Origin of the sequence: [Clostridium] aminophilum DSM 10710, assembly GCF_000711825.1 — a bacterium.
Lineage (GTDB): Bacteria > Bacillota > Clostridia > Lachnospirales > Lachnospiraceae > Clostridium_R > Clostridium_R aminophilum.
Genome location: NZ_JONJ01000017.1, coordinates 14,750 through 36,903, shown reverse-complemented (window position 1 = coordinate 36,903; position 22,154 = coordinate 14,750). Strand labels below are relative to the sequence as shown.

Annotated in this window: 26 protein-coding genes and 1 riboswitch; of the genes, 5 read left to right on the top strand and 21 right to left on the bottom strand. The window is 52.8% G+C overall.

Features of this window, described 5'->3' with window-relative positions; translation table 11 throughout:
- Positions 1-104: 104 nt before the first annotated feature.
- From BR86_RS0111985 to BR86_RS0111950, 8 genes are all read right to left on the bottom strand, one after another.
- Positions 105-449, bottom strand: a complete 345-nt coding sequence (locus BR86_RS0111985) for a hypothetical protein (RefSeq protein ID WP_051684791.1) — start codon at positions 447-449, stop codon at positions 105-107.
- Complete coding sequence (locus BR86_RS0111980; protein ID WP_038288668.1) at positions 442-930, bottom strand: VanZ family protein; 489 nt, start codon at positions 928-930, stop codon at positions 442-444. Before BR86_RS0111980 ends, BR86_RS0111985 begins: the two co-directional genes overlap by 8 nt.
- Positions 931-932: 2 nt before the next feature.
- Positions 933-1,091, bottom strand: a complete 159-nt coding sequence (locus tag BR86_RS16160; protein WP_169738157.1) for a hypothetical protein — start codon at positions 1,089-1,091, stop codon at positions 933-935.
- Between the two features lie 29 nt (positions 1,092-1,120).
- Complete coding sequence (pyrE, locus tag BR86_RS0111970) at positions 1,121-1,798, bottom strand: orotate phosphoribosyltransferase (RefSeq protein WP_031474215.1); 678 nt, start codon at positions 1,796-1,798, stop codon at positions 1,121-1,123.
- A 151-nt stretch (positions 1,799-1,949) separates the two neighbouring features.
- Positions 1,950-2,858, bottom strand: a complete 909-nt coding sequence (locus BR86_RS0111965; RefSeq protein WP_031474213.1) for a dihydroorotate dehydrogenase — start codon at positions 2,856-2,858, stop codon at positions 1,950-1,952.
- Positions 2,855-3,619, bottom strand: a complete 765-nt coding sequence (locus BR86_RS0111960) for a dihydroorotate dehydrogenase electron transfer subunit (RefSeq protein WP_031474211.1) — start codon at positions 3,617-3,619, stop codon at positions 2,855-2,857. Before BR86_RS0111960 ends, BR86_RS0111965 begins: the two co-directional genes overlap by 4 nt.
- Positions 3,619-4,536: an orotidine-5'-phosphate decarboxylase gene (pyrF, locus tag BR86_RS0111955; RefSeq protein ID WP_031474209.1), complete on the bottom strand. Its 918-nt coding sequence runs from the start codon at positions 4,534-4,536 to the stop codon at positions 3,619-3,621. The genes BR86_RS0111960 and pyrF overlap by 1 nt, the downstream gene beginning before the upstream one ends.
- A 21-nt stretch (positions 4,537-4,557) precedes the next feature.
- The gene (locus BR86_RS0111950) at positions 4,558-5,550 is read right to left on the bottom strand and encodes a nitroreductase family protein (protein WP_051684790.1); all 993 of its coding nucleotides are present in this window, start codon (positions 5,548-5,550) and stop codon (positions 4,558-4,560) included.
- 132 nt (positions 5,551-5,682) lie between these two features.
- On the opposite strand from BR86_RS0111950, the gene BR86_RS0111945 reads away from it, so the two are divergent.
- Positions 5,683-6,483: a GNAT family N-acetyltransferase gene (locus tag BR86_RS0111945; RefSeq protein WP_031474205.1), complete on the top strand. Its 801-nt coding sequence runs from the start codon at positions 5,683-5,685 to the stop codon at positions 6,481-6,483.
- A gap of 16 nt (positions 6,484-6,499) precedes the next feature.
- Here the strand turns inward: BR86_RS0111945 and BR86_RS0111940 are convergent, their stop codons facing one another.
- The 4 genes from BR86_RS0111940 to BR86_RS0111920 form a co-directional block, all read right to left on the bottom strand.
- Positions 6,500-7,204: a GTP pyrophosphokinase gene (locus tag BR86_RS0111940; protein ID WP_031474203.1), complete on the bottom strand. Its 705-nt coding sequence runs from the start codon at positions 7,202-7,204 to the stop codon at positions 6,500-6,502.
- A 16-nt stretch (positions 7,205-7,220) separates the two neighbouring features.
- Complete coding sequence (locus BR86_RS0111935; protein ID WP_031474201.1) at positions 7,221-8,036, bottom strand: Mrp/NBP35 family ATP-binding protein; 816 nt, start codon at positions 8,034-8,036, stop codon at positions 7,221-7,223.
- Positions 8,037-8,316: 280 nt separating this feature from the next.
- Complete coding sequence (locus BR86_RS0111925; protein WP_031474199.1) at positions 8,317-8,889, bottom strand: folate family ECF transporter S component; 573 nt, start codon at positions 8,887-8,889, stop codon at positions 8,317-8,319.
- A gap of 131 nt (positions 8,890-9,020) precedes the next feature.
- Positions 9,021-9,141: riboswitch (THF riboswitch) on the bottom strand.
- A gap of 17 nt (positions 9,142-9,158) precedes the next feature.
- Positions 9,159-9,443 (bottom strand): HPr family phosphocarrier protein, encoded by a 285-nt coding sequence (locus BR86_RS0111920; protein ID WP_031474197.1) that lies wholly within the window; start codon positions 9,441-9,443, stop codon positions 9,159-9,161.
- Between the two features lie 170 nt (positions 9,444-9,613).
- On the opposite strand from BR86_RS0111920, the gene cysK reads away from it, so the two are divergent.
- Positions 9,614-10,543 (top strand): cysteine synthase A, encoded by a 930-nt coding sequence (gene cysK / locus BR86_RS0111915; RefSeq protein WP_031474195.1) that lies wholly within the window; start codon positions 9,614-9,616, stop codon positions 10,541-10,543.
- Positions 10,544-10,972: 429 nt separating this feature from the next.
- Here the strand turns inward: cysK and BR86_RS0111900 are convergent, their stop codons facing one another.
- A complete protein-coding gene (locus BR86_RS0111900) occupies positions 10,973-11,410 on the bottom strand; it encodes an RrF2 family transcriptional regulator (protein ID WP_031474191.1) in 438 nt (145 codons plus the stop codon).
- Between the two features lie 61 nt (positions 11,411-11,471).
- Positions 11,472-11,993, bottom strand: coding sequence for a Gx transporter family protein (locus tag BR86_RS0111895; protein WP_038288665.1), 522 nt, complete (start codon positions 11,991-11,993; stop codon positions 11,472-11,474).
- Positions 11,994-12,250: 257 nt separating this feature from the next.
- On the opposite strand from BR86_RS0111895, the gene BR86_RS0111890 reads away from it, so the two are divergent.
- Positions 12,251-13,264 carry an FAD:protein FMN transferase gene (locus tag BR86_RS0111890; RefSeq protein ID WP_038288682.1) on the top strand — a complete coding sequence of 338 codons (1,014 nt, stop codon included), beginning with the start codon at positions 12,251-12,253 and terminating at the stop codon, positions 13,262-13,264.
- Positions 13,261-13,617 carry a NusG domain II-containing protein gene (locus BR86_RS0111885; protein ID WP_031474185.1) on the top strand — a complete coding sequence of 119 codons (357 nt, stop codon included), beginning with the start codon at positions 13,261-13,263 and terminating at the stop codon, positions 13,615-13,617. The genes BR86_RS0111890 and BR86_RS0111885 overlap by 4 nt, the downstream gene beginning before the upstream one ends.
- Before the next feature lie 52 nt (positions 13,618-13,669).
- On the opposite strand, the gene BR86_RS0111880 is transcribed toward BR86_RS0111885, so the two are convergent.
- Together BR86_RS0111880 and BR86_RS0111875 are read right to left on the bottom strand one after the other, a co-directional pair.
- A complete protein-coding gene (locus BR86_RS0111880) occupies positions 13,670-14,503 on the bottom strand; it encodes an arginase family protein (RefSeq protein ID WP_161767327.1) in 834 nt (277 codons plus the stop codon).
- Positions 14,504-14,531: 28 nt separating this feature from the next.
- Positions 14,532-15,407, bottom strand: coding sequence for a LysR family transcriptional regulator (locus tag BR86_RS0111875; protein ID WP_031474181.1), 876 nt, complete (start codon positions 15,405-15,407; stop codon positions 14,532-14,534).
- Between the two features lie 208 nt (positions 15,408-15,615).
- On the opposite strand from BR86_RS0111875, the gene BR86_RS0111870 reads away from it, so the two are divergent.
- Positions 15,616-16,512: a DMT family transporter gene (locus BR86_RS0111870; RefSeq protein ID WP_031474179.1), complete on the top strand. Its 897-nt coding sequence runs from the start codon at positions 15,616-15,618 to the stop codon at positions 16,510-16,512.
- 224 nt (positions 16,513-16,736) lie between these two features.
- Here BR86_RS0111870 and BR86_RS0111865 read toward each other — a convergent pair whose 3' ends face one another.
- From BR86_RS0111865 to BR86_RS0111845, 5 genes are all read right to left on the bottom strand, one after another.
- The gene (locus tag BR86_RS0111865; RefSeq protein ID WP_031474177.1) at positions 16,737-17,549 is read right to left on the bottom strand and encodes a putative hydro-lyase; all 813 of its coding nucleotides are present in this window, start codon (positions 17,547-17,549) and stop codon (positions 16,737-16,739) included.
- Positions 17,550-17,562: 13 nt separating this feature from the next.
- Positions 17,563-18,732 carry a 5-oxoprolinase subunit C family protein gene (locus BR86_RS0111860; protein WP_031474175.1) on the bottom strand — a complete coding sequence of 390 codons (1,170 nt, stop codon included), beginning with the start codon at positions 18,730-18,732 and terminating at the stop codon, positions 17,563-17,565.
- On the bottom strand, positions 18,732-19,463 hold the full coding sequence (gene pxpB, locus BR86_RS0111855; RefSeq protein ID WP_031474173.1) for a 5-oxoprolinase subunit PxpB: 732 nt from the start codon (positions 19,461-19,463) through the stop codon (positions 18,732-18,734). Before pxpB ends, BR86_RS0111860 begins: the two co-directional genes overlap by 1 nt.
- An 81-nt stretch (positions 19,464-19,544) precedes the next feature.
- Positions 19,545-20,798 (bottom strand): NRAMP family divalent metal transporter, encoded by a 1,254-nt coding sequence (locus BR86_RS0111850; RefSeq protein WP_031474171.1) that lies wholly within the window; start codon positions 20,796-20,798, stop codon positions 19,545-19,547.
- Between the two features lie 28 nt (positions 20,799-20,826).
- Positions 20,827-21,585: a LamB/YcsF family protein gene (locus tag BR86_RS0111845; protein ID WP_031474169.1), complete on the bottom strand. Its 759-nt coding sequence runs from the start codon at positions 21,583-21,585 to the stop codon at positions 20,827-20,829.
- Positions 21,586-22,154: the final 569 nt, after the last annotated feature.

Here is a 22,154-nt window from a genome sequence, read left to right as displayed (position 1 = left end):
TTCAGCCGATCTCTTTCCGGCCGTTCTTCTTTCAGCCAGTCTCTTTCCGGCCGTTCTTCTTTCAGCCGGTCTCTTTCCGGCCATTCTTCTTCCGGCCCTTTTTTCTACAGTCTCAGTCCCACAAGGCTGAGCAGAATCCAGAAAATCGCCAGCACACCGCCCACTGCGATGCCGATTTTTGCCATAATATAATTCTTGTCTTTTTCCTTCAGCGCGCGCCAGCCCCAGAACAGGGCAGCCACGGAAAATACCAGACTCGTGAAACAGACAGAAACCGCCCAGGCCGGTGTATTTCCCTGATTCTTCACGCTGACCGTCATGCCGGTCACCGCGAATACCAGCGCCGCCGCTGCGGTCCCAAGACTGAAATATCCGTTCTCCGCCATCTTCACGCGGATATACGAGATCCGGTTGTCTCTTCCCCGCCGTAGCGTATTCTTTTTAAACATTGTCACGCCTTTCCTTACGGCCCGCCGCTCTTCTCCGAATGCCAAGCAGCATCTTCAGAATATATACCGCGATATATCCGATCAGTCCTCCGAGAACATTCAGAATCATGTCATCCACATCAAAACTGCCGACCTTGAAGGCCAGCTGCGTCGTTTCAATGGAGAGGCTGAGCATAAAACTTAAGAGAACCGTTGTAAAACAGCTTTCCCCGATTTTCGTGATGATCGGCAGAATAAATCCAAACGGCAGAAAGCAGATGACATTGCCGTAGGTATTCAGGAAAAATGCGCTGAAGCCGAGTGTTTTCCTGTACTCATAGAACCGTCGGATTTCCCGCAGCGGAACAAGATTATAGGAATAATCCTCGTGCGGCCCCCGACCAAGCGCGTCCGAGAAAAACATGATATACACCAGAAGGATCAGATAGGCAAAAAACAGTGCCCAGCTGATCCTCTGGTGTAGTTCTCTTTTCTTGATCATACTCAGAATGTGATATGCTTCTTTCTCTTGAGAAGCAGGGATCCGCTGATAATGGAGAGAATGCCGCAGGTCACGCCGACTGCGATTACGATCGAACCGACGACAATGCCGGTGATGCCTGCGCCTTCCATCGTCTTATATACTTTTTCCATCTTATCCATGAATATCATTCCTTTCTGATTCGTTTGGATTACGCTTCCGCGCCATACTGCTCATAGTAACGGTCAATTGCTGCCTTCATGGTATCGTCGATCACAACTTTGCCCATGCACTCACGGTTGTAGAGCCGACCCACCACATCCTTCATGGTAACGATCGCCGCAGTCGGGAAACCGTAGAGATCTTTGATCTCATCCAGCGCACATTTCGTTCCCTTGCCGCGCTCCATGCGGTTCAGAGAAACAATCAGTCCCTTGACCTCAATCTTCGCCTGTCCGGTGATGATCGGGAAGGTCTCCTCGATGGATTTTCCGGAGGTGGTGACATCCTCGATGATAACCACGCGGTCTCCGTCCTGAAGCTTGCTTCCGAGAAGAATGCCGGTATCGCCGTGATCCTTCACTTCCTTGCGGTTGGAACAGTAACGGACGTCTTTTCCGTAGAGTCTGCTGATCGCCATCGCAGTGGCAACCGAAAGCGGGATGCCCTTGTAGGCCGGCCCGAACAGAACATCAAAATCCAGACCGTAGGTATCGTGAATGGCTTTCGCATAGAATTCGCCGAGCTTCATCAGCTGCGAACCGGTAACATAAGCGCCGGCGTTCATGAAGAACGGGGACTTTCTGCCGCTCTTCAGCGTGAAATCACCGAATTTCAGAACATTGCTCTCGACCATAAATTCAATAAACTGCTCTTTGTAGTTATCCATTGCTCTTCCTTCCTGTTAATACCCGGATGTTTATTTCAGTTGCCTGCTTTCTGCCGCTTACTCCTGCTGCCTATTTCAGCGGCCTGCTTTCTGCCGCTTACTCCTGCCGCCTATTTCAGCGGCCTGCTTTCTGCCGCATGCTCTCTGTCATTTACTCTTGAACAGCACCGATCAGTTCCCGAATATCCTGTACATCATATTTTTCCATATATGCCTCGATTCCGGCAACGATCTTTTCGGTGGTCTTCGGATCGTGGAAATTCGCGGTTCCGACGGATACGGCTGTCGCGCCGGCCAGAATGAACTCGATCGCGTCGTCCGCATTCATAATTCCGCCCATTCCAATGATCGGAATCTTTACTGTCTGAGCGGTCTCGTAGACCATCCGCACCGCCACCGGCTTGATCGCCGGGCCGGACATTCCTCCGGTCTTATTCGCCAGGGCAAAGGTTCTGCGGTTGATGTCGATCTTCATACCGGTCAGCGTGTTGATCAGAGACACCGCATCGGCGCCGCCTGCCTCCACCGCTTTAGCCATCTCACGGATGTCGGTGACATTGGGCGTCAGCTTCATAATCACCGGCTGCTTCGCGATTTTCTTGATCTTCTTTGTGATATCCTCCGCCACATGCGGAACGGTACCGAAGGTGATTCCGCCCGCCTTGACATTCGGGCAGGAAATGTTGATTTCGAGCATATCCACCGGCGCGTCGGAAAGCTTTTCCACCACTTCGAGGTATTCCTCCTCCGTGTGTCCGCAGACATTCACGATGATCTTCGTGTCAAACTGTCTGAGGAACGGGATATCGCGTTTGGCAAAGACATCATATCCAGGGTTCTGAAGGCCGATCGCATTCAGCATTCCGCCGTATACTTCAGCGATGCGAGGGGTCGGATTTCCCGGCCACGGAACGGCCGCCACGCCCTTTGTCACTACCGCGCCGAGCCTGTTCAGATCGACAAATTCACTGAACTCGGCTCCGGAGCCGAAGGTTCCCGATGCGGTCATAACCGGATTTTTCAGCGTCACACCGGCAAGCTCTACCGAAAGATTTCTCATAACTCTACCTCCTCGGCGTCAAATACCGGTCCGTCCGCGCAGATTCTCGTGTTATGGACATTGCTGTGTCCGTCAATCTCCTTTGTCCTGCAGACACAGGCGAGACAGGCGCCGATTCCGCAGGCCATCTTTTCTTCCAGGGAAATGTAGCACGGAATTCCCTTTTCTTTCGCGTATGCCTTCAGCGCGCGAAGCATCGGAGTCGGCCCGCAGGCGTAGATCACGTCTGCCGTCAGTCCGTTTTCGCGAATGGCATCGAGGACATTGCCCTTTGTTCCAAGGCTGCCGTCCTCCGTCGCGAGATAAACGTCGGAAAATCCCTTGAAATCATCTGCCAGAAATGCATTCCGGTCGCGGTATCCGAGAACTGCCGTGCAGCTGCCCGGATAATGCTTTGCGAGGTTCAGAATCGGCGGAACGCCGCTTCCGCCGGCAATTACCAGTGCTTTTTTCTCCGAAAGCGGAAAGCCGTTGCCGAGCGGTCCCATAATCTCCACGGAATCTCCCGACTGATAGCGGGAAAACTCTTCCGTTCCCGCGCCGGCCACACGATAGACGATCCGGAGGCTCTCCCCGTCCTCTGCGACATCACAGATGCCGAAAGGCCGCGGAAGAAGTCTTGCGCTGTCTTTGGAATACAGAGCCGCAAACTGTCCCGGAACCGAATCTTTTCCGGCTTTTGTGCGGATCCACATACTGAACATTCCGGGTGTGAGCATCTCCTGACGGATCACGGTTCCGGTTTCTCTGACTTTTGCCATTACAGAACCCCCTGAATATCCGAAATCATGTCGATGACTGCCTGTCTGGATGCGTCCGCAAAATGCTCCGCTCCGAAAGATGCATACTGCTCCTTCTTGTACGCGGTGATAATTCCTCTGGAGGAATTGACCACGGCACCGAGGCCGTCCTTGTCGAAGCAGTATTTCAGATCTTCTGCCGTGCCGCCCTGTGCACCGTAACCCGGAACCAGGAAGCATGTTTTCGGCATCATTTTCCGAAGATCACGGATCATCTCCGGATAGGTTGCGCCGACTACCGCGCCGACGTTGCTGTAATCTCCGTCCATGGAGGACTCGCCCCACTCGTTGACCTTCTCGGCCACATGCTCATATAACGGTCTTCCGTCGATCAGTCGGTCCTGGAACTCGCCGCTGGACGGGTTGGATGTCTTGACCAGAACAAATATACCTCTGTCATATTCATTGCAGACATCGACAAACGGCTTCACACCGTCGGTGCCGAGATACGGATTGACAGTCACAAAATCCGTGTCAAATCCACGGTATGCCTTCGATCCGATCTTGACTTCGCCGAGGTGACCGATGGCGTATGCGGTCGAGGTGGAACCGATATCGCCTCTCTTGATATCGCCGATGACGATCAGTCCTTTTTCCCTGCAGTAGTTGACGGTTTTCTCATATGCCATCAGACCGTGGATGCCGAACTGCTCATACATCGCGATCTGCGGCTTTACGGACGGGATCAGGTCACAGACCGCATCCACGATGGCTTTGTTGTACTGCCATACTGCCTCTGCAGCGCCTTCCGGCGTCTCTCCGTACTGCTCAAATGCCGCCTTCAGAATATGCTCCGGGATATAGCTGAGCATCGGATCAAGTCCGACACAGATCGGTGCTTTCGTCTCGGCAATTCTCTGCATAAGTTTCTGGATCATAATGTACATCCTTTCCTGCAATTATATATCTTCGTTTTTCCCCGGCGTCTTTTCCTCCGCCGGCTTTTCTTCCGGCATCTGTTTATCCGGAATTCTTTCCTCTGCCGGCTTTTCTTCCGGTATCTGTTTATCCGGCGCATTTTCCTCCGGCAGTCTCTCTTCCTCCTGCCGGAAGAGAATCGTCCGGACATACCGGAGATTCTTCATCTTCAGTCCGCGGAGATCCAGGCGAAGCGCGGACGCTTCGTCTTTTTTCATGTCCATGGAAAGCCACATTTCATCCGCTGCGATCATCATATGCGCAAGCATGATTCCCATACTGACTTCCGTCATGGTCTTTCCGACAAGTTTTGTCTCCAGATTGTTTTCTTCCAGAATATGGACGCAGCTCCCGTTCACCGCAAATCTCCATGGCTGGAAATTGAGGGCTGACGGGGCAAGTCTTGCCGCGAGAAGAACCTTCCGGACAGGGTCCGGCGGATCATTTCGAAAAAGACAGAGTTTTCTGAGAGGAATTCGATCTGCCCGGAGACTGTCTCTGGTCAGTCTTCCTTCGGGATACCCGAATCCGAGAAGCATGACGAATCTTTTTCCGCCGCGGTCTTTCATCACCGGATGAAGCAGGCCGAAAAAACAGCTCCCGAGTCCGTGGCACTCCAGATAAAGCGCAACCTGTTCGAGGATATAGCCGGCATTCTCGGCATATCCCTCCTTTTCTCCGGACCAGACCGCCAGAAAGTACGGTGCCTCTGTCCGGATCAGACCGCGAACCGGAGCATTGCGTTCCGTATTGTCCAGAATCTCGGCTTCCACCGGGATCGTATCATCCAGGCGAAGAGTCTCATCAAAATACCGCAGGATTCTCTCCCGCATACTGTCGGTGATCATCTTTCTGCGATACTTACGAACAGATCTCCGAACCCCGATCGCTTCATACAGATTCATCATAACTCCACTAACCAGCCTGCGTTCCGTCCCGCTCACCGTCATCTCATCCCGGTCTTCCGGGTACAAAACCGCAGATTCTCCTCGATGATATTCTATCACGTCAAATATCCTTACTCAACCAAAACTATGAGGATGCGCCGCTGCGTGTTATACTCATATTCAGAAAGCAAAATCCGCAGGCAGCAGAAAGGAGTCCCTATGTCCGATACCGTCTATTCTCTCAAAACCCGCGCCGAATTTTCCGCCACGCGCAAAGAACTCAAAGCGCTGGAATGGCTCTGTCAGATCTGCCATACGGAAGATCCCGATATGCTTCCCTGGCCGAAGGAAGTTCCGGAATGCCTTTTTTTCTTTGGCTCCGAAGATGACGAGATTATCGCCGCGCTCGGTCTGTACCGCCTTGATCCGGACTCCTGTGAGATAAAAATGATGACATCCCCGGAACACCGGCGCCGCGGTCTGTTCTCCGCCATGATCGACGAGCTGTATTCCCATCCGGAGTATAACGACACAAACTTCTTTTTCTGTGTCCGTCCGGACGACCGCATCACCCGGCTTGCCGTGGAATCTCTCAATCCGGAGAAGCTTGCGGATTCGTTCCGCATGGATCTGAATCTTCCGGCACCGCAAAAATTCATGTCGGATCCGACGGATTATGAGGTTCCGCCGCTCTTTATGACCGTTTCCCGGGAAGAACCCTCCCAGCTCTTCTATCAGTTTGCGCTGAAAGGTCCCGTCATCGTTCCGGACGCTGCCTTCTGCCGGGCAGATCTCACTCCGCAGGGCACGGGAGCCTGCTTCTTCAATTTTGAGGTAAGGCCGAAGCTTCGCGGAAAGCACCTCGGCGAAACCGCGCTCCGCATGGTTCTCCGCGATCTTGCGTCCCGCCATGTGGATCACCTCTGGCTTCATGTGGAGGAAGACGCGGAACCGGCGGTCAATCTGTATAAAAAAACAGGGTTCCGCGTCACGGAAACCCTGTCGATGTATCTTTTCTGATCATTCAGGGGGATTCTCACAGAATCCCCTTGTCTTCGATCTTGCGACGGATATCCACCATTCTCCAGTCCGTCTGGGCAATGGTCTCGGCGCATTCCCGAAGATCATTTTCCATTTCCTGCGCATCCTCCGGTGACATCTGCTTCTTGTATTTCAGCTGATGCTCCAGACTTGCCCAGAAATCCATCGCGATTGTACGAATCTGCACTTCCACACGCATATCACGCTTCCGGTCCGCAAAAAAGACCGGGATCTCCACGATCATGTGATAGCTTCGATATCCGTTCTCCTTCGGAGACCGGATATAATCCTTCACCGCAATAACCTTAATGTCATCCTGATGTGCCAGCATACGGCTGATATCATAGATATCGTCGATAAATGAGCACACCACGCGGACGCCCGCCACATCGTCCAGATTCCGTTCCATCGATTCAATCGTAACCGGAAGTCCCCGGCGCTGAAGCTTCTCGATGATGCTTTCCGGTTTCTTTACGCGGGTCTTCATCATTTCGATCGGGTTTCTGGAATTTCGCACCGACAGATCATCGTTGAGAACCTCCAGTTTGGTCTTTACCTCCCGGATCGCACATGTATATCGCATCATACTCTCACGGAACTGCTGCGGATGATCGGCAAGCAGCTCCGGAACCTCAAACTCGGCCGGCGCATTGATCGCAATCTGGCTGAGTTCTCCATTCGGATTCGGATTCGCATTCATTCTGATTATCTCCGTATCAAGCTTTTTCTACGCAGTCCGCGGCATTGTCCAGCCACGGTGCCTCCACGTATTCCACTTTACCCTGATCGACCATCTTCGCGGTTTCCACGTTCATCGGCATTCTTGCCAGAATGTTCACACCGTACTCCGCTGCGGTCTCATCCAGATGGCTCTCACCGAATACCGGAATCTTTTCTCCGCAGTGCGGACACTCCAGATAGCTCATGTTCTCCACCACACCGAGGATCGGAACATTCATCTTCTTTGCCATATTGACTGCTTTTGCGACGATCATGGATACCAGTTCCTGCGGCGAAGTCACAATGATGATTCCCGCAAGCGGAAGTGACTGGAATACCGTCAGCGGAACGTCGCCCGTGCCCGGCGGCATATCGACAAACATGTAGTCAATATCCTGCCAGAGCGCCTCGCTCCAGAACTGTTTGATCACGCCGGAAACGACCGGTCCTCTCCAGATCACCGGTTCGGTCTCCTTCTCCAGAACCAGATTGGCGGAAATGATGTGAATTCCGGTCTCCGACTCTCTCGGAACCAGAAGTTTCTCATTTGCAACCGTCAGCTGTCCCGTGATTCCGAAACTCTTCGGAATCGACGGTCCGGTGATATCCGCATCCAGAATGCCCACATTGTATCCGCGCTGTCTCATCTTGCATGCCATCAGGGATGTCACGAGAGATTTTCCGACACCGCCCTTTCCGCTGACAATTCCGATTACCTTCTTGACCGAACTCTCCGGTGCAAGGGGTGCCAGGAAATTCTTCGGATCCGGCTGCGGGATTTTTCTGCCGTGTTCATTATACTTATCTGCCATAAATAATCCTCTCTGTATTATCTGTCTTTAAATCAATTCTATTATTGTAGCACAAATCTTCCCGCATCACAAATTTTCCCGATCCCCGGATTTCAGCAGCTCCCGGTTTTCCGATTCCCGGATTTCAGCAACTCCCGATTTTCTGAATTCCGGATTTCAGCAGCTCCCGATTTTCTGAATTCCGGATTTCAGCAGCTCCCGTTTTCCCGAATCCCGGATTTTAACCACTCCCGTTCTCCCGGATCCCGCTGCCAGAACTCCGGATCCGTATTCCGGCCTCTTACGCCCTGGCACCTGTCTCCTCACCTCGGAACGTACGGAACAGGCCAAGCGCCTCCATCCGTCCGGCAAGCAGCCGGAACAGAACCGCATTGACCGGGCACTGAATCAGATTCTTCAGCGCCCGCATCGGAAGAAGGGCGAGAAAACCTTTTCCGTAGAGCAGCGAAAGCCAATATGTCCCGAGAAGCACATTTACCAGAAGACATACGGCGAATTCCGCAGCCAGAATCCTTCGAAACGAAATCTTTTTCCGGTAAAACACCGTCCCATAGATCAGTCCCGAAATCATCGCCGATACCGTAAATCCCGGGAAGAACGGCCCGGTCGGCTTGATGAAATATTTGATGACATCCAGCAGTCCGTTATAGACCGCACCGACAACGGGGCCGAACAACAGAGCGACGATCTGATTGACCAGTGTGCTGAAACCGATCTTCAGATACGGTCCGATGTCCAGCGTAAAATATCCGAGGACAATCGAAGCGGCCATCAGCATGGCCGTCGCCGTGATGACCCGGACCCTTCGAAACTCTTTCAAGGATAAACGATAGGCTGCAAACGTTTTTTTCATAAGAAAAACCTCCTTCAAAAACGACAGCCGCCGCATGAGGAGGTTTCTCCTGTAAGCAGCGGGATGCGAAATCAAGGTCGCGATGCTCTCTTCGCCGTTCCGCTCCATCCTCCGGGATCTCCTTCCCCCGGAAAAACGGGATCCAACACGTTTACCGCATTTTCCCCTTGAATCGGAACCATGGCCGGCATCTTCGTCCGAACGGCAACTCCCCGTCCGTTCGGCACTTTGCGCCTTCATTTCTACTCTGCAATTTCTTTAATTGTCTGTTACATCGACAGAACGTCGATTCGATCACCCAAACCGCTTTCCACGGCCTCCGTAATCGATTCCAGCGCTTCCATCTCGTCGTCACCGTCGCAGATCAGAAGAAACGGATCTCCGCAGCGGATATCCTGCGATACCAGCGATACCACGCAGTCCATGCGGACATCTCTTCCTTTGAATTCCATCCTGCAGCTGCACCGATGGCTCTTCACCAGTTCCACCAGCATGCGTGACGGGTGAATATGGAGCCCGTCCGGATTACGAAGAGTGAGTTCTCTTGTCACCATGTGTACGTACCCCTTTTCTGTTCAGAACGGATTCAGTTTACCACACTTTCCGCTCCGGCACAATTTCCCTGTTGACAAATTATAAAACCGACGGTATTATAATGCCAAGTAAACCAATATGTTTTAAGTGTATTGATTGTTTCATCTATCTTTTCAAGGAGGACCTGACCATGGCGATTTACAATAGCATCACAGAACTTGTCGGAAATACACCGCTCGTAGAACTGAAGAACTTTGAGGCTTCTCATGAACTGAACGCAAAACTTCTGGTCAAGCTGGAATACTTCAACCCGGCCGGAAGCGTGAAGGACCGTATCGGCAAGGCGCTGATCGAAGATGCGGAAAAGCGCGGAGTTCTGAAAGAAGGCTCTGTTATCATCGAGCCGACCAGCGGCAATACCGGCATCGGCCTCGCTGCTGTCGCAGCTGCCAAGGGCTACCGCCTCATCATCACCATGCCGGAGACCATGAGTGTGGAGCGGAGAGCTCTCCTCAAGGCTTACGGCGCAGAACTCGTGCTGACCGACGGTTCCAAGGGCATGAAGGGTGCCATCGCCAAGGCGGAAGAACTTGCCGCAGCGACACCGAACAGCTTCATTCCGGGCCAGTTCACCAACCCGGCCAATCCGCAGGCGCATTATGACACCACCGGACCGGAAATCTGGAAGGATACCGACGGCGCCGTGGATATCTTTGTTGCCGGCGTCGGAACCGGCGGTACCATCTCCGGAACCGGAAAGTACCTTAAAGAGCAGAATCCGAACGTGAAGATCGTTGCGGTTGAGCCGGCCGGTTCTCCGGTTCTCTCCCAAGGCACCGCAGGTCCGCACAAGATTCAGGGAATCGGTGCCGGATTTGTTCCGGACACGCTGGATACCGAAATCTATGATGAGATCATTCCGGTTGAAAATGACGATGCTTTCGCTGCCGGAAAGGACATCGCGCACACCGAGGGAATTCTGGTCGGCATCTCATCCGGTGCCGCACTCTTTGCCGCTGCCGAGCTTGCAAAGAGACCGGAAAATAAGGGTAAGACCATTGTCGCTCTTCTTCCGGACACCGGTGACCGTTATCTTTCCACTCCTCTCTTTGAGGCATAAGAAACAGGATACACTTTGCTCACGCGCAGACGCCGCAAAAAGCGGTGCCTGCGCATTTTCATGTCCCGGCAAAATACCGTTCCGCCGAATCCGGGTTCGTTGACTCCCAGTCCGCTGAATCATGAGGCGCCGAATCCCAGTCCGCCGAGTCCCGGTCCGCTGAATCCTGAGGCGCTGAATCTCGATTCACTGACTTCCGTTCAGCATTCTGACAGAATTCCGAATCCGAAACCGGCTTTATCACGATAACATAGTCAAAAAACGGTGATGAACTTCCGGAATCGCATTGGAATTTCCGAAAACTCATCACCGTTTTCTATATTGTTGCCCTTACATCGGACACTGTATTCATCGCCCGTATTGGAATCCTTCCCCTGTTTTCCGGTCCGGATTCCGATGATTTTCACTCTTTTTTTGGTATTTTCCGCATCAGATCACATAATTATCGGTTTCGGCGCTGTGATACTGGTCGACGATGTCCGCCAGCGTAATCCCGTCCAGATACTGATTGATCACATCATTCAGACCCTTCCACACCGGGAGCGTCTCACAGAAATCGCTTCTCGAACAGTTGACCACATTGGTCGCCAGACACGCAACCGGCGCAAGACTTCCCTCGGTCAGACGCAGGATCTCCCCCACCGTGATCCGGTCCGGTTCCTGCGCAAGCTGATAACCGCCCTGAAATCCGCGGTTGGAGACCAGGATATCCGACTTGTTCAGAATCGGAACGATCTGCTCCAGATACTTTTTGGAAATATCCTGTCGCTCCGCAATATCCTTCAGCGCGATAAAGCCTTCATTCCGATGCTCTGCCAGATCCAGCAGCATTCGAAGCGCATATCTTCCCTTCGTCGAAATCTTCATATATGAATTCTCCTTTGATTGTTTTGAATATATCCTACTAATACTATATGTATTTATAATATTATGATATCCGGTCTTTGTCAATCAGCGGCCGGAGCCGGACAATCATCAGCGCTCCCGCAACACCGATCACAAGTCCCGCAATCGCGCCCGCAATCAGAAGGATCGGAAGGTAATAAAAAATCCTTCCGCTCTCCAGCACCATCGCCGCCACCGCCAGCTGTCCGACATTATGTGCAATGCCGCCCGAGATACTGATCCCCTCAATCCCGAGAAAATCGGTTTTCCGGAGAAGCACCATGACCGTAAAACTAAGCACTGCTCCGGCCATGCCGTACATCATCATCGAAAGACTTCCAAAGGTAAAACCGACCAGAGCCACGCGGATCAGCGTAATGGCAGCCGTCCGTTTTGCTCCCAAAAGGAAAAGACTTACGATCGTAACCAGATTCGCAAGTCCTGCTTTTACTCCCGGCACACCGAGATTGATCGGTATCATTGACTCTACGTAACTGAATATAAATGCCGCAGCGATCATCAGTCCGCACAACGCCACTTCTTTTGCTGTTGAAGATCTGCGCATCTTTTCTCCTTGACCCTGTTATACTGAAATGATAGGATTATCAGACGGCCTGTGAGCGGCAAAATCCCTCATTGCCTATTGGTTCTGTCAGACATATGATAAATGGAACCCACTGAAATATCAACCGCATTTTTATCAGGAGTATCATGAAGATTCTGCAATTATTTTTTCATTTTTTCTTTTCCGGAACTCATATCCGGTCCGCCAAAGAAGGTTTGAACGTCAACTTTCAGACTTCCGCATCCGCTTACCGGCGTATTCTGATCGGCGCCGCTGCCGCGCTGATCCTTGCGGTATCCGCGCTCTCCGGCTGTTCTTCCGCGCCGAAGGAACCGATCAGCAGCTCGCAGTTCATGCTGGACACCTTTGTCACGGTGACGCTCTATGACTCGGAGGACGAGGAAATCCTCAAAAACTGCTTCCGGAAGATCAAACACTACGAAGACATTTTTTCCACCACGATCGAGACCAGCGAGGTTTACCGCCTGAATCACCGGACCGCGGATCAGACCGAATTTGATCTCTCCGACGACACGGCGGATCTCCTTGCGGAGGCGATTCGTTACTCGGAGGTTTCCGACGGCGACTATGATGTGACCGTTGAACCGCTGTCTTCCCTGTGGAATTTCTCCGGCGGCCGAAAGGATCTTCCGGCTGACGGGGAGATCCGGGAAGCCGTATCCAAAGTGGATTACCGTAACATCCGTCTGGAGGGAAATCATCTCACATTCCTGTCGCCGGATACGACCATCGATCTCGGTTCCATCGCCAAGGGATATATTGCCGACCGGCTGAAAGATGATCTGACCGCACAGGGTGTGGGAAGTGCCATCATCAACCTAGGAGGAAATGTCCTCTGCATCGGTCAGAAAGGAAACGATCCGTTTAAGATCGGCCTCCAGAAACCGTTCGCGGACCGGAGTGAGACCTTTGCCGCGCTGCGGATCAAAGATCAGTCGGTCGTTTCCTCCGGCGTATATGAACGGAATTTCTTTGTGGACGGCAAAAACTATCACCACATTCTGAATCCGAAGTCCGGATATCCGTACGACAACGGTCTGATCAATGTGACCATCGTCTCCGACCGTTCCGTCGACGGCGACGCCCTCAGCACCACCTGCTTTTCCATGGGGCTGGAGCGCGGAATGGAACTCATCAACCGGATGGACGGAGTTTACGGATATTTCCTGACCGATGACTATGTCGTTCACTACACGGACGGCGCAAAGGATCTTGTCGAGCAGGTAGACCTTCCGGAGGAAAAGAAATGAAGATGAACCGACAGAAAAAAAACACGCTTCTTTTGCTTGCCGCCGTTCTTCTCATCTCCGCCCTCTCCTGGACGGTCTACGGTTTCGGAACCGGTGCGTTTCAGAAGAAGGAAACCAAAACGGTGGAGGTTCAGGTGGACGGTTCCCGTTACGGCCGTTATCCGCTGGATCAGGACACGGAATTTGAGATCAAATGCATCAACGGCCACGTCCATTTCATCATCAAGGACGGAAAAGCGGCCATCACGGAATCCACCTGTCCGGACAAGGTCTGCGTCCACACCGGCTGGATCTCTCAGAGCGGCGAGCTGATCGTCTGCCTCCCGAACCAGGTTGTGGTGACCGTTCTGTAACCAGTCTGAATAGAATCCTGTACAGCCGCAAAGAAATGCCGGAATCATCGGTTCATCGAAGTTTCAGTTCCGCAAGCTTCCCGTTCATCCGGTCATTTTCTTCCGCGGCTTCCGCATCACCGCCGGCAAAAGCGGGGAACTCCCCGCATACATCCATGCCGATGATCCGGCGGTTTGCCCCCTCGCTCTCTGTCTGTGAGCATCCGCCCCGCATTTCATATCCTGCGCAAATCCGGAGAATCTCAAAAAAGAGATCCTCTCCTAAAATTCCCTGATCCCAGTTTGTCCGGAGAATATCCACCGAAAAGACATCCTTATCCACTGAAAAATAAACCGGAAGCGCGTTTCCAGTGAACAGCCGCCGGAGTTTTTCCATCAGCGGTCCGCTCTCCCCGGCCTGTGCGGCCCCAATCTCTTCTTCCGGTATCGTCACGATCCGGTCTCCGAATTCCTCTGTCAGGTCCTGCGCCGTCTCCCGGATCATTTCCGCCGGCGGCCCGATCAGAAGAACCTTTTTCAGGTGCGGTTCCTCCATGAGCGCATGGCGGAGCCAGCTCCCGCAGCTCAGAAGCTCCAGACCGAACGCCGGAATCTGCATATCCGTGTGATGGTCGAAATCCACCAGAATATAATCCTCATCGATCATCCCGGTAAACAGGCGGCTCATATAATGATAATTGCCGGAGTCAAAAAAATGGATTCCTTCCGCGCCGTACGGCCGGATCCGGTTCAGGATCTCCTCCCGCGCCATTTCATCCAGATAACTGTCGGTTCCGCGGATACCGGAAAAATCCATCCGGATAAATGATCCCCCGCGGTAAAATGTCTGCTCCCGATAGCTGTCTGTGAACTCCAGCAGCATTTTTGTATCTGTCTTTTTTTCCATATTGCGATCCATCTCCATCCCTTCCTTTTCAGAGTTCCGGCCGCTCCGTCTCTTCCAGCGCATACCGGACAAATGCTTCCGCCGCCGGCGAAATCACATCTTTTTCCGGATACACCACGCCGATCCGCACCGTCTGCCTCGGCTTCAGTGACAGCACCGCCACCTCGCTCCCGTGTCTGCGCGCAATCAGCCTGTTTTCCATGCAGACGCCAAGTCCTGCCTCTGCCATCGAATAGCCGGCAAAACGGTCCATTGTGCTGTAGCACACATTCGGCTGAATATGATACTTTTCAAAAGTCCTTGAATTGTCCGTCTCTTTTCCCGGATAAATGTCGATGAAAGGTTCTTTTTCAAACTGAAAGATCGGAAATTCCTTCCATTCCGACGCGGGATTTGACCGCGGCACAATCGCGACCAGCTCATCCTCCACAAGCGGCACGAAACGGTGATGTCCCTTTCGCTCGGAACAGATACAGAAATCCCCTTCATGGTTATCCACTTTTTCCGACAGCTCGCTGCTGGTTCCCTCGAGAATCCGCATCTCAATGCCGGGATGCAGTGCCGAGAATCCGGAGATCAGCCTGGTAAGCCACGGATAATACGCGTCATAACTGCTCCCCGCAACGACAAGTCCGGTTTCGATCCCGTGAATCGACCGCACCCTGTGTTCAAACCGTTCGCCCCAGTATGCCATCTCACGGATGCTCTGCAGCAGCATTCCGCACTCCGCGGTCGCTTTTACTCCGTCCCGGTTCCGAATCAGAAGCGGCGTCCCGGCCTCCTTCTCCATGGAGGCGACAAGCCGGCTGACGCCTGACACCGTATACCCCAGCATTTCCGCAGCCCCCGTGAGACTGCCGACCTCCAGCACTTTCAGAAAAACTCTGCACTTCTCCGTATCCATACCGGCCTCCGACCTTTAACTTGATATTTTATCAAGGCAATCTTGATTTTATCTCGATTTACTCAAATATATTCCTGTGCTATCTTTCTGTCAAGAAAGTGAAATATTCCCTGCAGTACACATCCTCACGAAATGCCATCGGAAACCCGTCCGTTCCTTCTGACGGGCATCCCGGCAGGAATTCCATCCACGGAAAGGAATACTCATCATGACCGAAAAAAGAGCCGAACTCCTCATGGTTTTTATCATCCTTCTGCGAAGCACATCCTTCGTCTTCAGCAGACTGGGGCTTGACAGCCTCGGAATGTTCAACATCCTTGCGCTGCGGTATCTGATCGCATTTTTCCTTGTCGCAGCCGTCGTTCCGGGTTTTCGCAAAAAAGTCACGCTGCGGACTGTAAAAAAGAGTGCCGCAGTCTCTGTCGTCTACTTCCTTGTCATGACGTGCGAAATGCTGAGCATCCGGTCCATCGGCGCATCTGCGACATGTTTTCTCGAAAATACGTCCATCGTCATGGTGCCCTTCATGACCGCGTTCCTGCTTCGCAGACTTCCGAGCGCATTCTCGGTTGCCGGTTCCATGATTGCACTCTCCGGCGTTGCCATGATCTCCCTGCGGGACGGACTGTCCGGGCTGAACACCGGCATCGGCTGGAGTTTTCTCGCCGCTTTTCTCTACACCGTCTATATCACCATGAACGCAAGGATCTGCGACGAACATGACGGTCTGGAGATCGGAATTCTGACAAACGGCTTTCTCGGTGTCTTCGGGCTTGCATCCGCATTTCTCTTCGAGTCCCCGCGGCTTCCTGCCACCTCCGTGGAATGGATCTGCATCCTCGGACTTGGAATCCTCTGCTCGGCGCTTGGCCTTACACTTCAGCCGGTTGCGCAGAGCTATATGCCGGCCTACCGTGCCGGCATCCTGAACGCGATCACACCGGTCTCCGCCGCCATCCAGAATTATCTGATTCTCGGCGAGTCGCTCGGAATGACCGGCATGGTCGGCAGCTCACTGATTATGGTGAGCGTTCTTCTGCCGAAAATATGCAGTCTGCCGGTCTTTTCCGGAACAAGACACCTGATTCCGCTCCCAAAGTCCTGAGAAGCCGGCCGATCACGGCGAAGAACAAGACGCTCGCGGGCCTTACGCGCCGTCGCTGGACTCTCACCCTCCTATCCGAATAGGACTATGATAAATCTCGCGCTGGCTTTGGGCGCCGCCTCTGAACTCTCATCCTCAGCTCAATTGCCATGACATAAAAATTGACAGCCGTATCTCTCCGGTCCCCCGGGAGATGCGGCTGTCTTCATACACACATCCGGTATTTATTTCTGTTTCTTTGCCTCAAGATAGTCATTCAGCTCCGCGTTCCTGACATTTGTGATAAACATATGTCCCGGCGCATGCGTGATGACCAGCGGAAGCTTCGCGTTCTCGATCGCCGCCTGAGGCGTGACGCCGCAGGCCCAGAATACCGGGATCTCGCCTTCCTTAAACTCCACCGGATCACCGTAATCCGGCTTCATCACATCCTTGACACCGATTGCGGCTGCGTCGCCGATCTCAACCGGTCCGCCGTGAACATTCGGATAACGGTCTGTGATCTCTTTCGCTTTCTGCGCATTCTCCGGTGTCATCGGTCTCATGCTGACAACCATCGGCCCCTCAAACACCCCCGCACTTCCGCAGGCGATATTGGTCTTGAACATCGGAACATTGCATCCCATGGAGATATGGCGAACATCGATTCCGGCTTTCAGAAGCGCCTCTTCAAACGAGAAACTGCATCCGATCAGGAATGCCACCGAATCCTCCGTCCAGTATTCAGAGACATCCGTCACCTCATCCGTAAAAACACCGTTCCGGTAAATGCGGTATCGCGGAACATCGGTTGTGATGCAGGCGCCTTCGCCCATATCATGCACATCCGGCGTTCCCTCAATCACTTCGAGAATCGGACACGGCTTCGGATTCTTTTTTGCGAACTCACGGAATTCATCCGCGTATTTTTTCGGAAGAATCACCAGATTGGCCTGCGCATATCCTGCGCACATGCCGGCCGTCGGATAGTCGATCTCACCCGCACGGATCAGTTTCCAGATTTCTTCCGGCGCTGTCTGACTGTAATCTTTTCTCATAAGCCCCATCCTTTCAACGGATACCGAAGGTTTCCTTCTCCAGTTCTACGGTAAACTCCTCTTCTCCGACACGGATCCGGAAAGTACCTGCCGGAACCCAGTAAATATAATCTCCGGCCGGCGAAAGCGCGTTTTCCTTTAACGCTGCCGTGAGAGCGGCTTTCGCCGCGGCCTGCACCTCCGGCGCAGCCGACGGAAGAGTTCCGGCATCCTTAAAGCGGATAGTTTCTTCATTCTTTTCTTTTTCGATCGAATCACGAAGCGAAGCAAGACGGACGTTCTCCTCATGGAGAAGTCCCTGTGCCTCCTCGACCGAAACCTCCTTAAAGCGGAGCTTTACCCCCGGTTTTGCCTGTGCGACTTTCGGGAGATCCACAGTGATCACGCACGCGATCTTGGTATATCCGCCGGTGGTCTGATGGTCGGCCATCATGATAATCGGCTTTCCGTGAGACGGGACCTGCACGGCTCCGAAGGTGATGCCGTCGGAGATAATGTCTCCGCCGTCCACATGCTCGATGACTTCGCCTTCCAGACGGCATCCCATGCGGTCCAGCTCACTGGTGAACGCATACTCTGAATTCAGGAAGGTCTCCTTCCCTTTATCGGTGAAACAGTCATCCTGCGGTCCCATGATCACACGGACTTCGATCTCTTTCGTCGGCATAACCTCAGCTTCCGCAACACGCCGTTCCATGTGGTCCAGCACACGAACCGGGGCGCGGAATCCGATCTCATCGCCCGCTTCCAGTTTTCTTCCCTGAAAGCCGCCGACTTTGGATTTCAGATTGGTGGAGCGGCTTCCCATCACCACCGGAATGTCGAGTCCACCCGCAAACGCGATGTATGCGCGAAGTCCGGTCTTCAGTGCTTTGAATTCCAGGATATCGCCCGCATGCACGGAGAGAGCCCGGTACATGGCCGCCGGCTGTTTATTGACCGCAAAGCCGAGGTCCGCGCCGGTCACGGCAATCACATTGTCTTCCGTAAACTGAATGGACGGTCCCATCATCGTGACTTCCAGAACAGCCTCGCCGCAGTCATTGCCGACAAGAATGTTCGCAATCTTTGCACTGTGCTGATCCATCACGCCGGAAACGGCCATTCCGGTTTCCTGATAGCCGATCCGCCCCAGATCCTGCACTGTGGTGAGGAAACCGCCGGTCATTATTTTCATTCCCATTACTGTTCCTCCCTGCTGTATGTCACATACTGATAGGTATTGTCATCCACCTGTTTCTGAATCGCATCGTACTCCGCGCGGTCCACAGCGCGGAAACGGATATACTGTCCCGCCTCAAGCAAAACCGGCTTTTCCCGCTCTGCCTCATAGAGTTTCAGCGGCGTTCTTCCGATCAGCTGCCAGCCTCCAGGAGAGTCGATGGGATAGATTCCCGTCTGCTCGCCGGCAATACCGACACTTCCGCCCGGGATCCGCACACGCGGACTCTTCAGTCTCGGTGTCGCGATCGACTTATCCATACCGCCCAGATACGGGAATCCCGCCACAAATCCAAGCATATAGATCAGATAATCCCGGCCGGTGTGAATGCGGATGACGTCATCGGTCGAAATGCCGTTGTGTTCTGCTACATTTGCCAGATCCGGTCCCTCTTCTCCTCCGTACAGAACCGGGATCTCAATCACGGTCGGCGGCGGAATCTCGATCGAATCCAGACTTCCCATCAGCTTGTCAAACTGCTCTGTCAGCTCATGAAAACGGATGGTCTCCGGATCATACTGAACCAGTAGCGAGCGGTAGGTCGGAATGGTTTCAATGATTCCCGGAATTCCGCTCTTTTTTATCGCAATGTTGAACGCGCGGATGTCGCGGTTGATCTCAGGGCTGATGCTGTTTCCGAATTCCACATCAATACTGCTGTCGCCCGCGAGAAGATATCTCACATTACTCATTTTTCCTGTATTATCCTTCCTGCCGGCGGAACGACATCCGGTCCCCCGCCGGCAATATGTCATGTCATTTCATCGCCAGAATCATCCGAAGATGGTCAGGATCGTCGGTACCGCCTTGATTCCGGTGTAACCGGTCAGCAGAACGACGCATACGCCGAGTACCAGAAGGATCGTCGGATGGTGGTAATCCGCGCCGACAATGTCCTTTCTGCGGCTTGCGAGAAGAATAACCGCCAGCGTAATCGGAAGGATCAGGCCGTTGACCGATCCGGCAAGTACCAGAAGCGTTGCCGGCTGGCCAAGGAAGGTCATAATGACAGTGGACACGAAAATGAAGCCGATCACGAACCATTTCTCATTCTTCATGATAAACGGATGAAGGGTCTTCAGGAACGAAACGGACGTGTAAGCCGCTCCGATGATGGAGGTGATCGCCGCAAAGCAGATAACCATACCGAAAATGAAATGACCGATGTTTCCGGCGCCGGCCTGGAAAGCGGCTGCCGGCGGAGATGCGGTCCAGGAGTCGGTTCCGACGATCTGCGGTGCTGCGGTGACAACGCCGAGAACGGCAAGGAACATAAGGATACGCATGGTTCCGGATACGCAGACGCCCATGGTTACGGACTTGCGGAACTGTTTCAGATCATCCACGCCGGAGTATCCCGCGTCCAGAAGTCGATGCGCGCCGGAGAAAGTGATATATCCGCCGCAGCTTCCGCCGAGAAGGGTGATGATCGGGAATACGAGTGTCGGGAACTGATTCAGTTTTCCGACGCTTGCCACTGCCTCACCGACCGGCGGTGCGGAGCGGAGCATTACATACAGAACGACTACGATCATGATCGAGCCGAGATATTTGGTCAGACGGTCCATTCCGGATTTTGCATCCTTGGACAGGAATACCAGAATTCCGATTGCGCCGCCGATGATCGTGCCCGCCTGAATCGGAAGGCCGAACATAACATTCAGACCGGTCGCCGCGCCGCCGACATTACCGATATTAAATACGAGACCGCCGATGGAAACAAGGATGGCGATGAATACGCCCAGTCCCGGAACAACTTTGTTTGCAATATCCTGACCTCTCATGCCGGACACACCGATGATCGACCAGATATTCAGCTGCGTGGTGACATCAAGAAGAATGGTGGTGATAATCGCCAGTGCGAACAGTGCGCCGTACTCACCCGTGAATTTAGCGGTCTGTGTCAGGAAGCCCGGACCGATCGCCGAAGTTGCCATAAGAAATGCCGCGCCCAGAAGGGCTGTCATGCTCTTACCTCCGGACTGGACCGGCGGTTTCGTTTTTACAGCTGCATTGTTATCTGCCATACTTTTCCCCTTTCCGTGATAACTCACCTTAACCCAGGTTTCTGACTTCTACTCCTTCTTTCTCCAGTGTGTCGCGAATGTTCTTCACAAATTCCAGAGCGGACGGATTGTCTCCGTGAACGCAGATGGAATCTGCCTTGATCGGAATATCCACGCCGTTTACGCTGGTTACCTTCCCCTCTTTCACCATGCGAACGGTTCTGGAGATTGCAAGATCCTTGTCATGGATCACTGCCCCCGGCAGCTTTCTGGAAACCAGTGTACCGTCGTCATTGTACGCGCGGTCCGCAAATACCTCACTGGCAGTTCTGAGTCCGACTTCTTCCGCCTGCTTGATCATCTCAGAGCCAGCCAGACCCATGAAAATGATGTTCTTATCAATCTCATAGACTGCTTCCGCCATCGCTCTGGCAAGCTTCGGATCTTTTGCCGCCATGTTGTAAAATGCGCCATGCGGCTTGACATGCTGCATCGGGATCCCGCAGCTTCCGGTAAATGCCAGAAGTGCACCGATCTGATACTTCATGTAAGCCTTTGCCTCTTCCGGTGTCACAACCATCTGACGCCGTCCGAATCCCATCAGATCCGGAAATCCCGGATGTGCGCCGACTGCCGTCCCGTTCTCTTTGGCAAGGCGGACCGTTTTCTCCATTACCACCGGATCACCCGCATGATAACCGCAGGCAACATTGGCCGAGGTGACATACTTCAGAATCTCCGAATCCATTCCGATCGTATAATTTCCGAAGCTCTCGCCCAGATCACTGTTCAGATCAACATGATACATAACCCTAACCTCCTTCTACCATATCCGGAATCCTTTGATTCCCAAAACCATATTGATTATACCTCATAATTTTCATTTTTTCCCTATAACTCGAAATTTTTTTGTATTTTTTTGTACTTTGCAATAGTATAACTGACAATATTCTTTATTTGGAGTAATTTCAAAGATTTCAAAAAGAAAAATAATTTTATTGCTTTATCATTTTAAATATTTTTCAGTGTAAAGTCTGCAAGCTGACTTCGCTTCCCCCATCCCCTCAGTCCTGAGGGGAGCCCCGCGGACTTTGCGCGCCGTCGCTGGTCACCGTTAGGTGACAGCTTCCTTGGCGAAGCTCTTAGCGACACATATTTCACTTAGCGGCTTTGCCGCTTAGTGAAATAGCGTGCTGCGGCTGGTCTTTTCGAGCTTAGTGCGTGCCATGGAAATTCACTTAGCGAGGTTTTCTCGAGCTTAGTGAATTTGCTTACAGCGACGTGCGCATCTTCGCGGAGCGTTTTCGTTTCATAGGGAATTTCGGAGAAATTTCCTATGAAACGAAAACGTCCCGGTAGCGGCGTCATGCCGCTTCC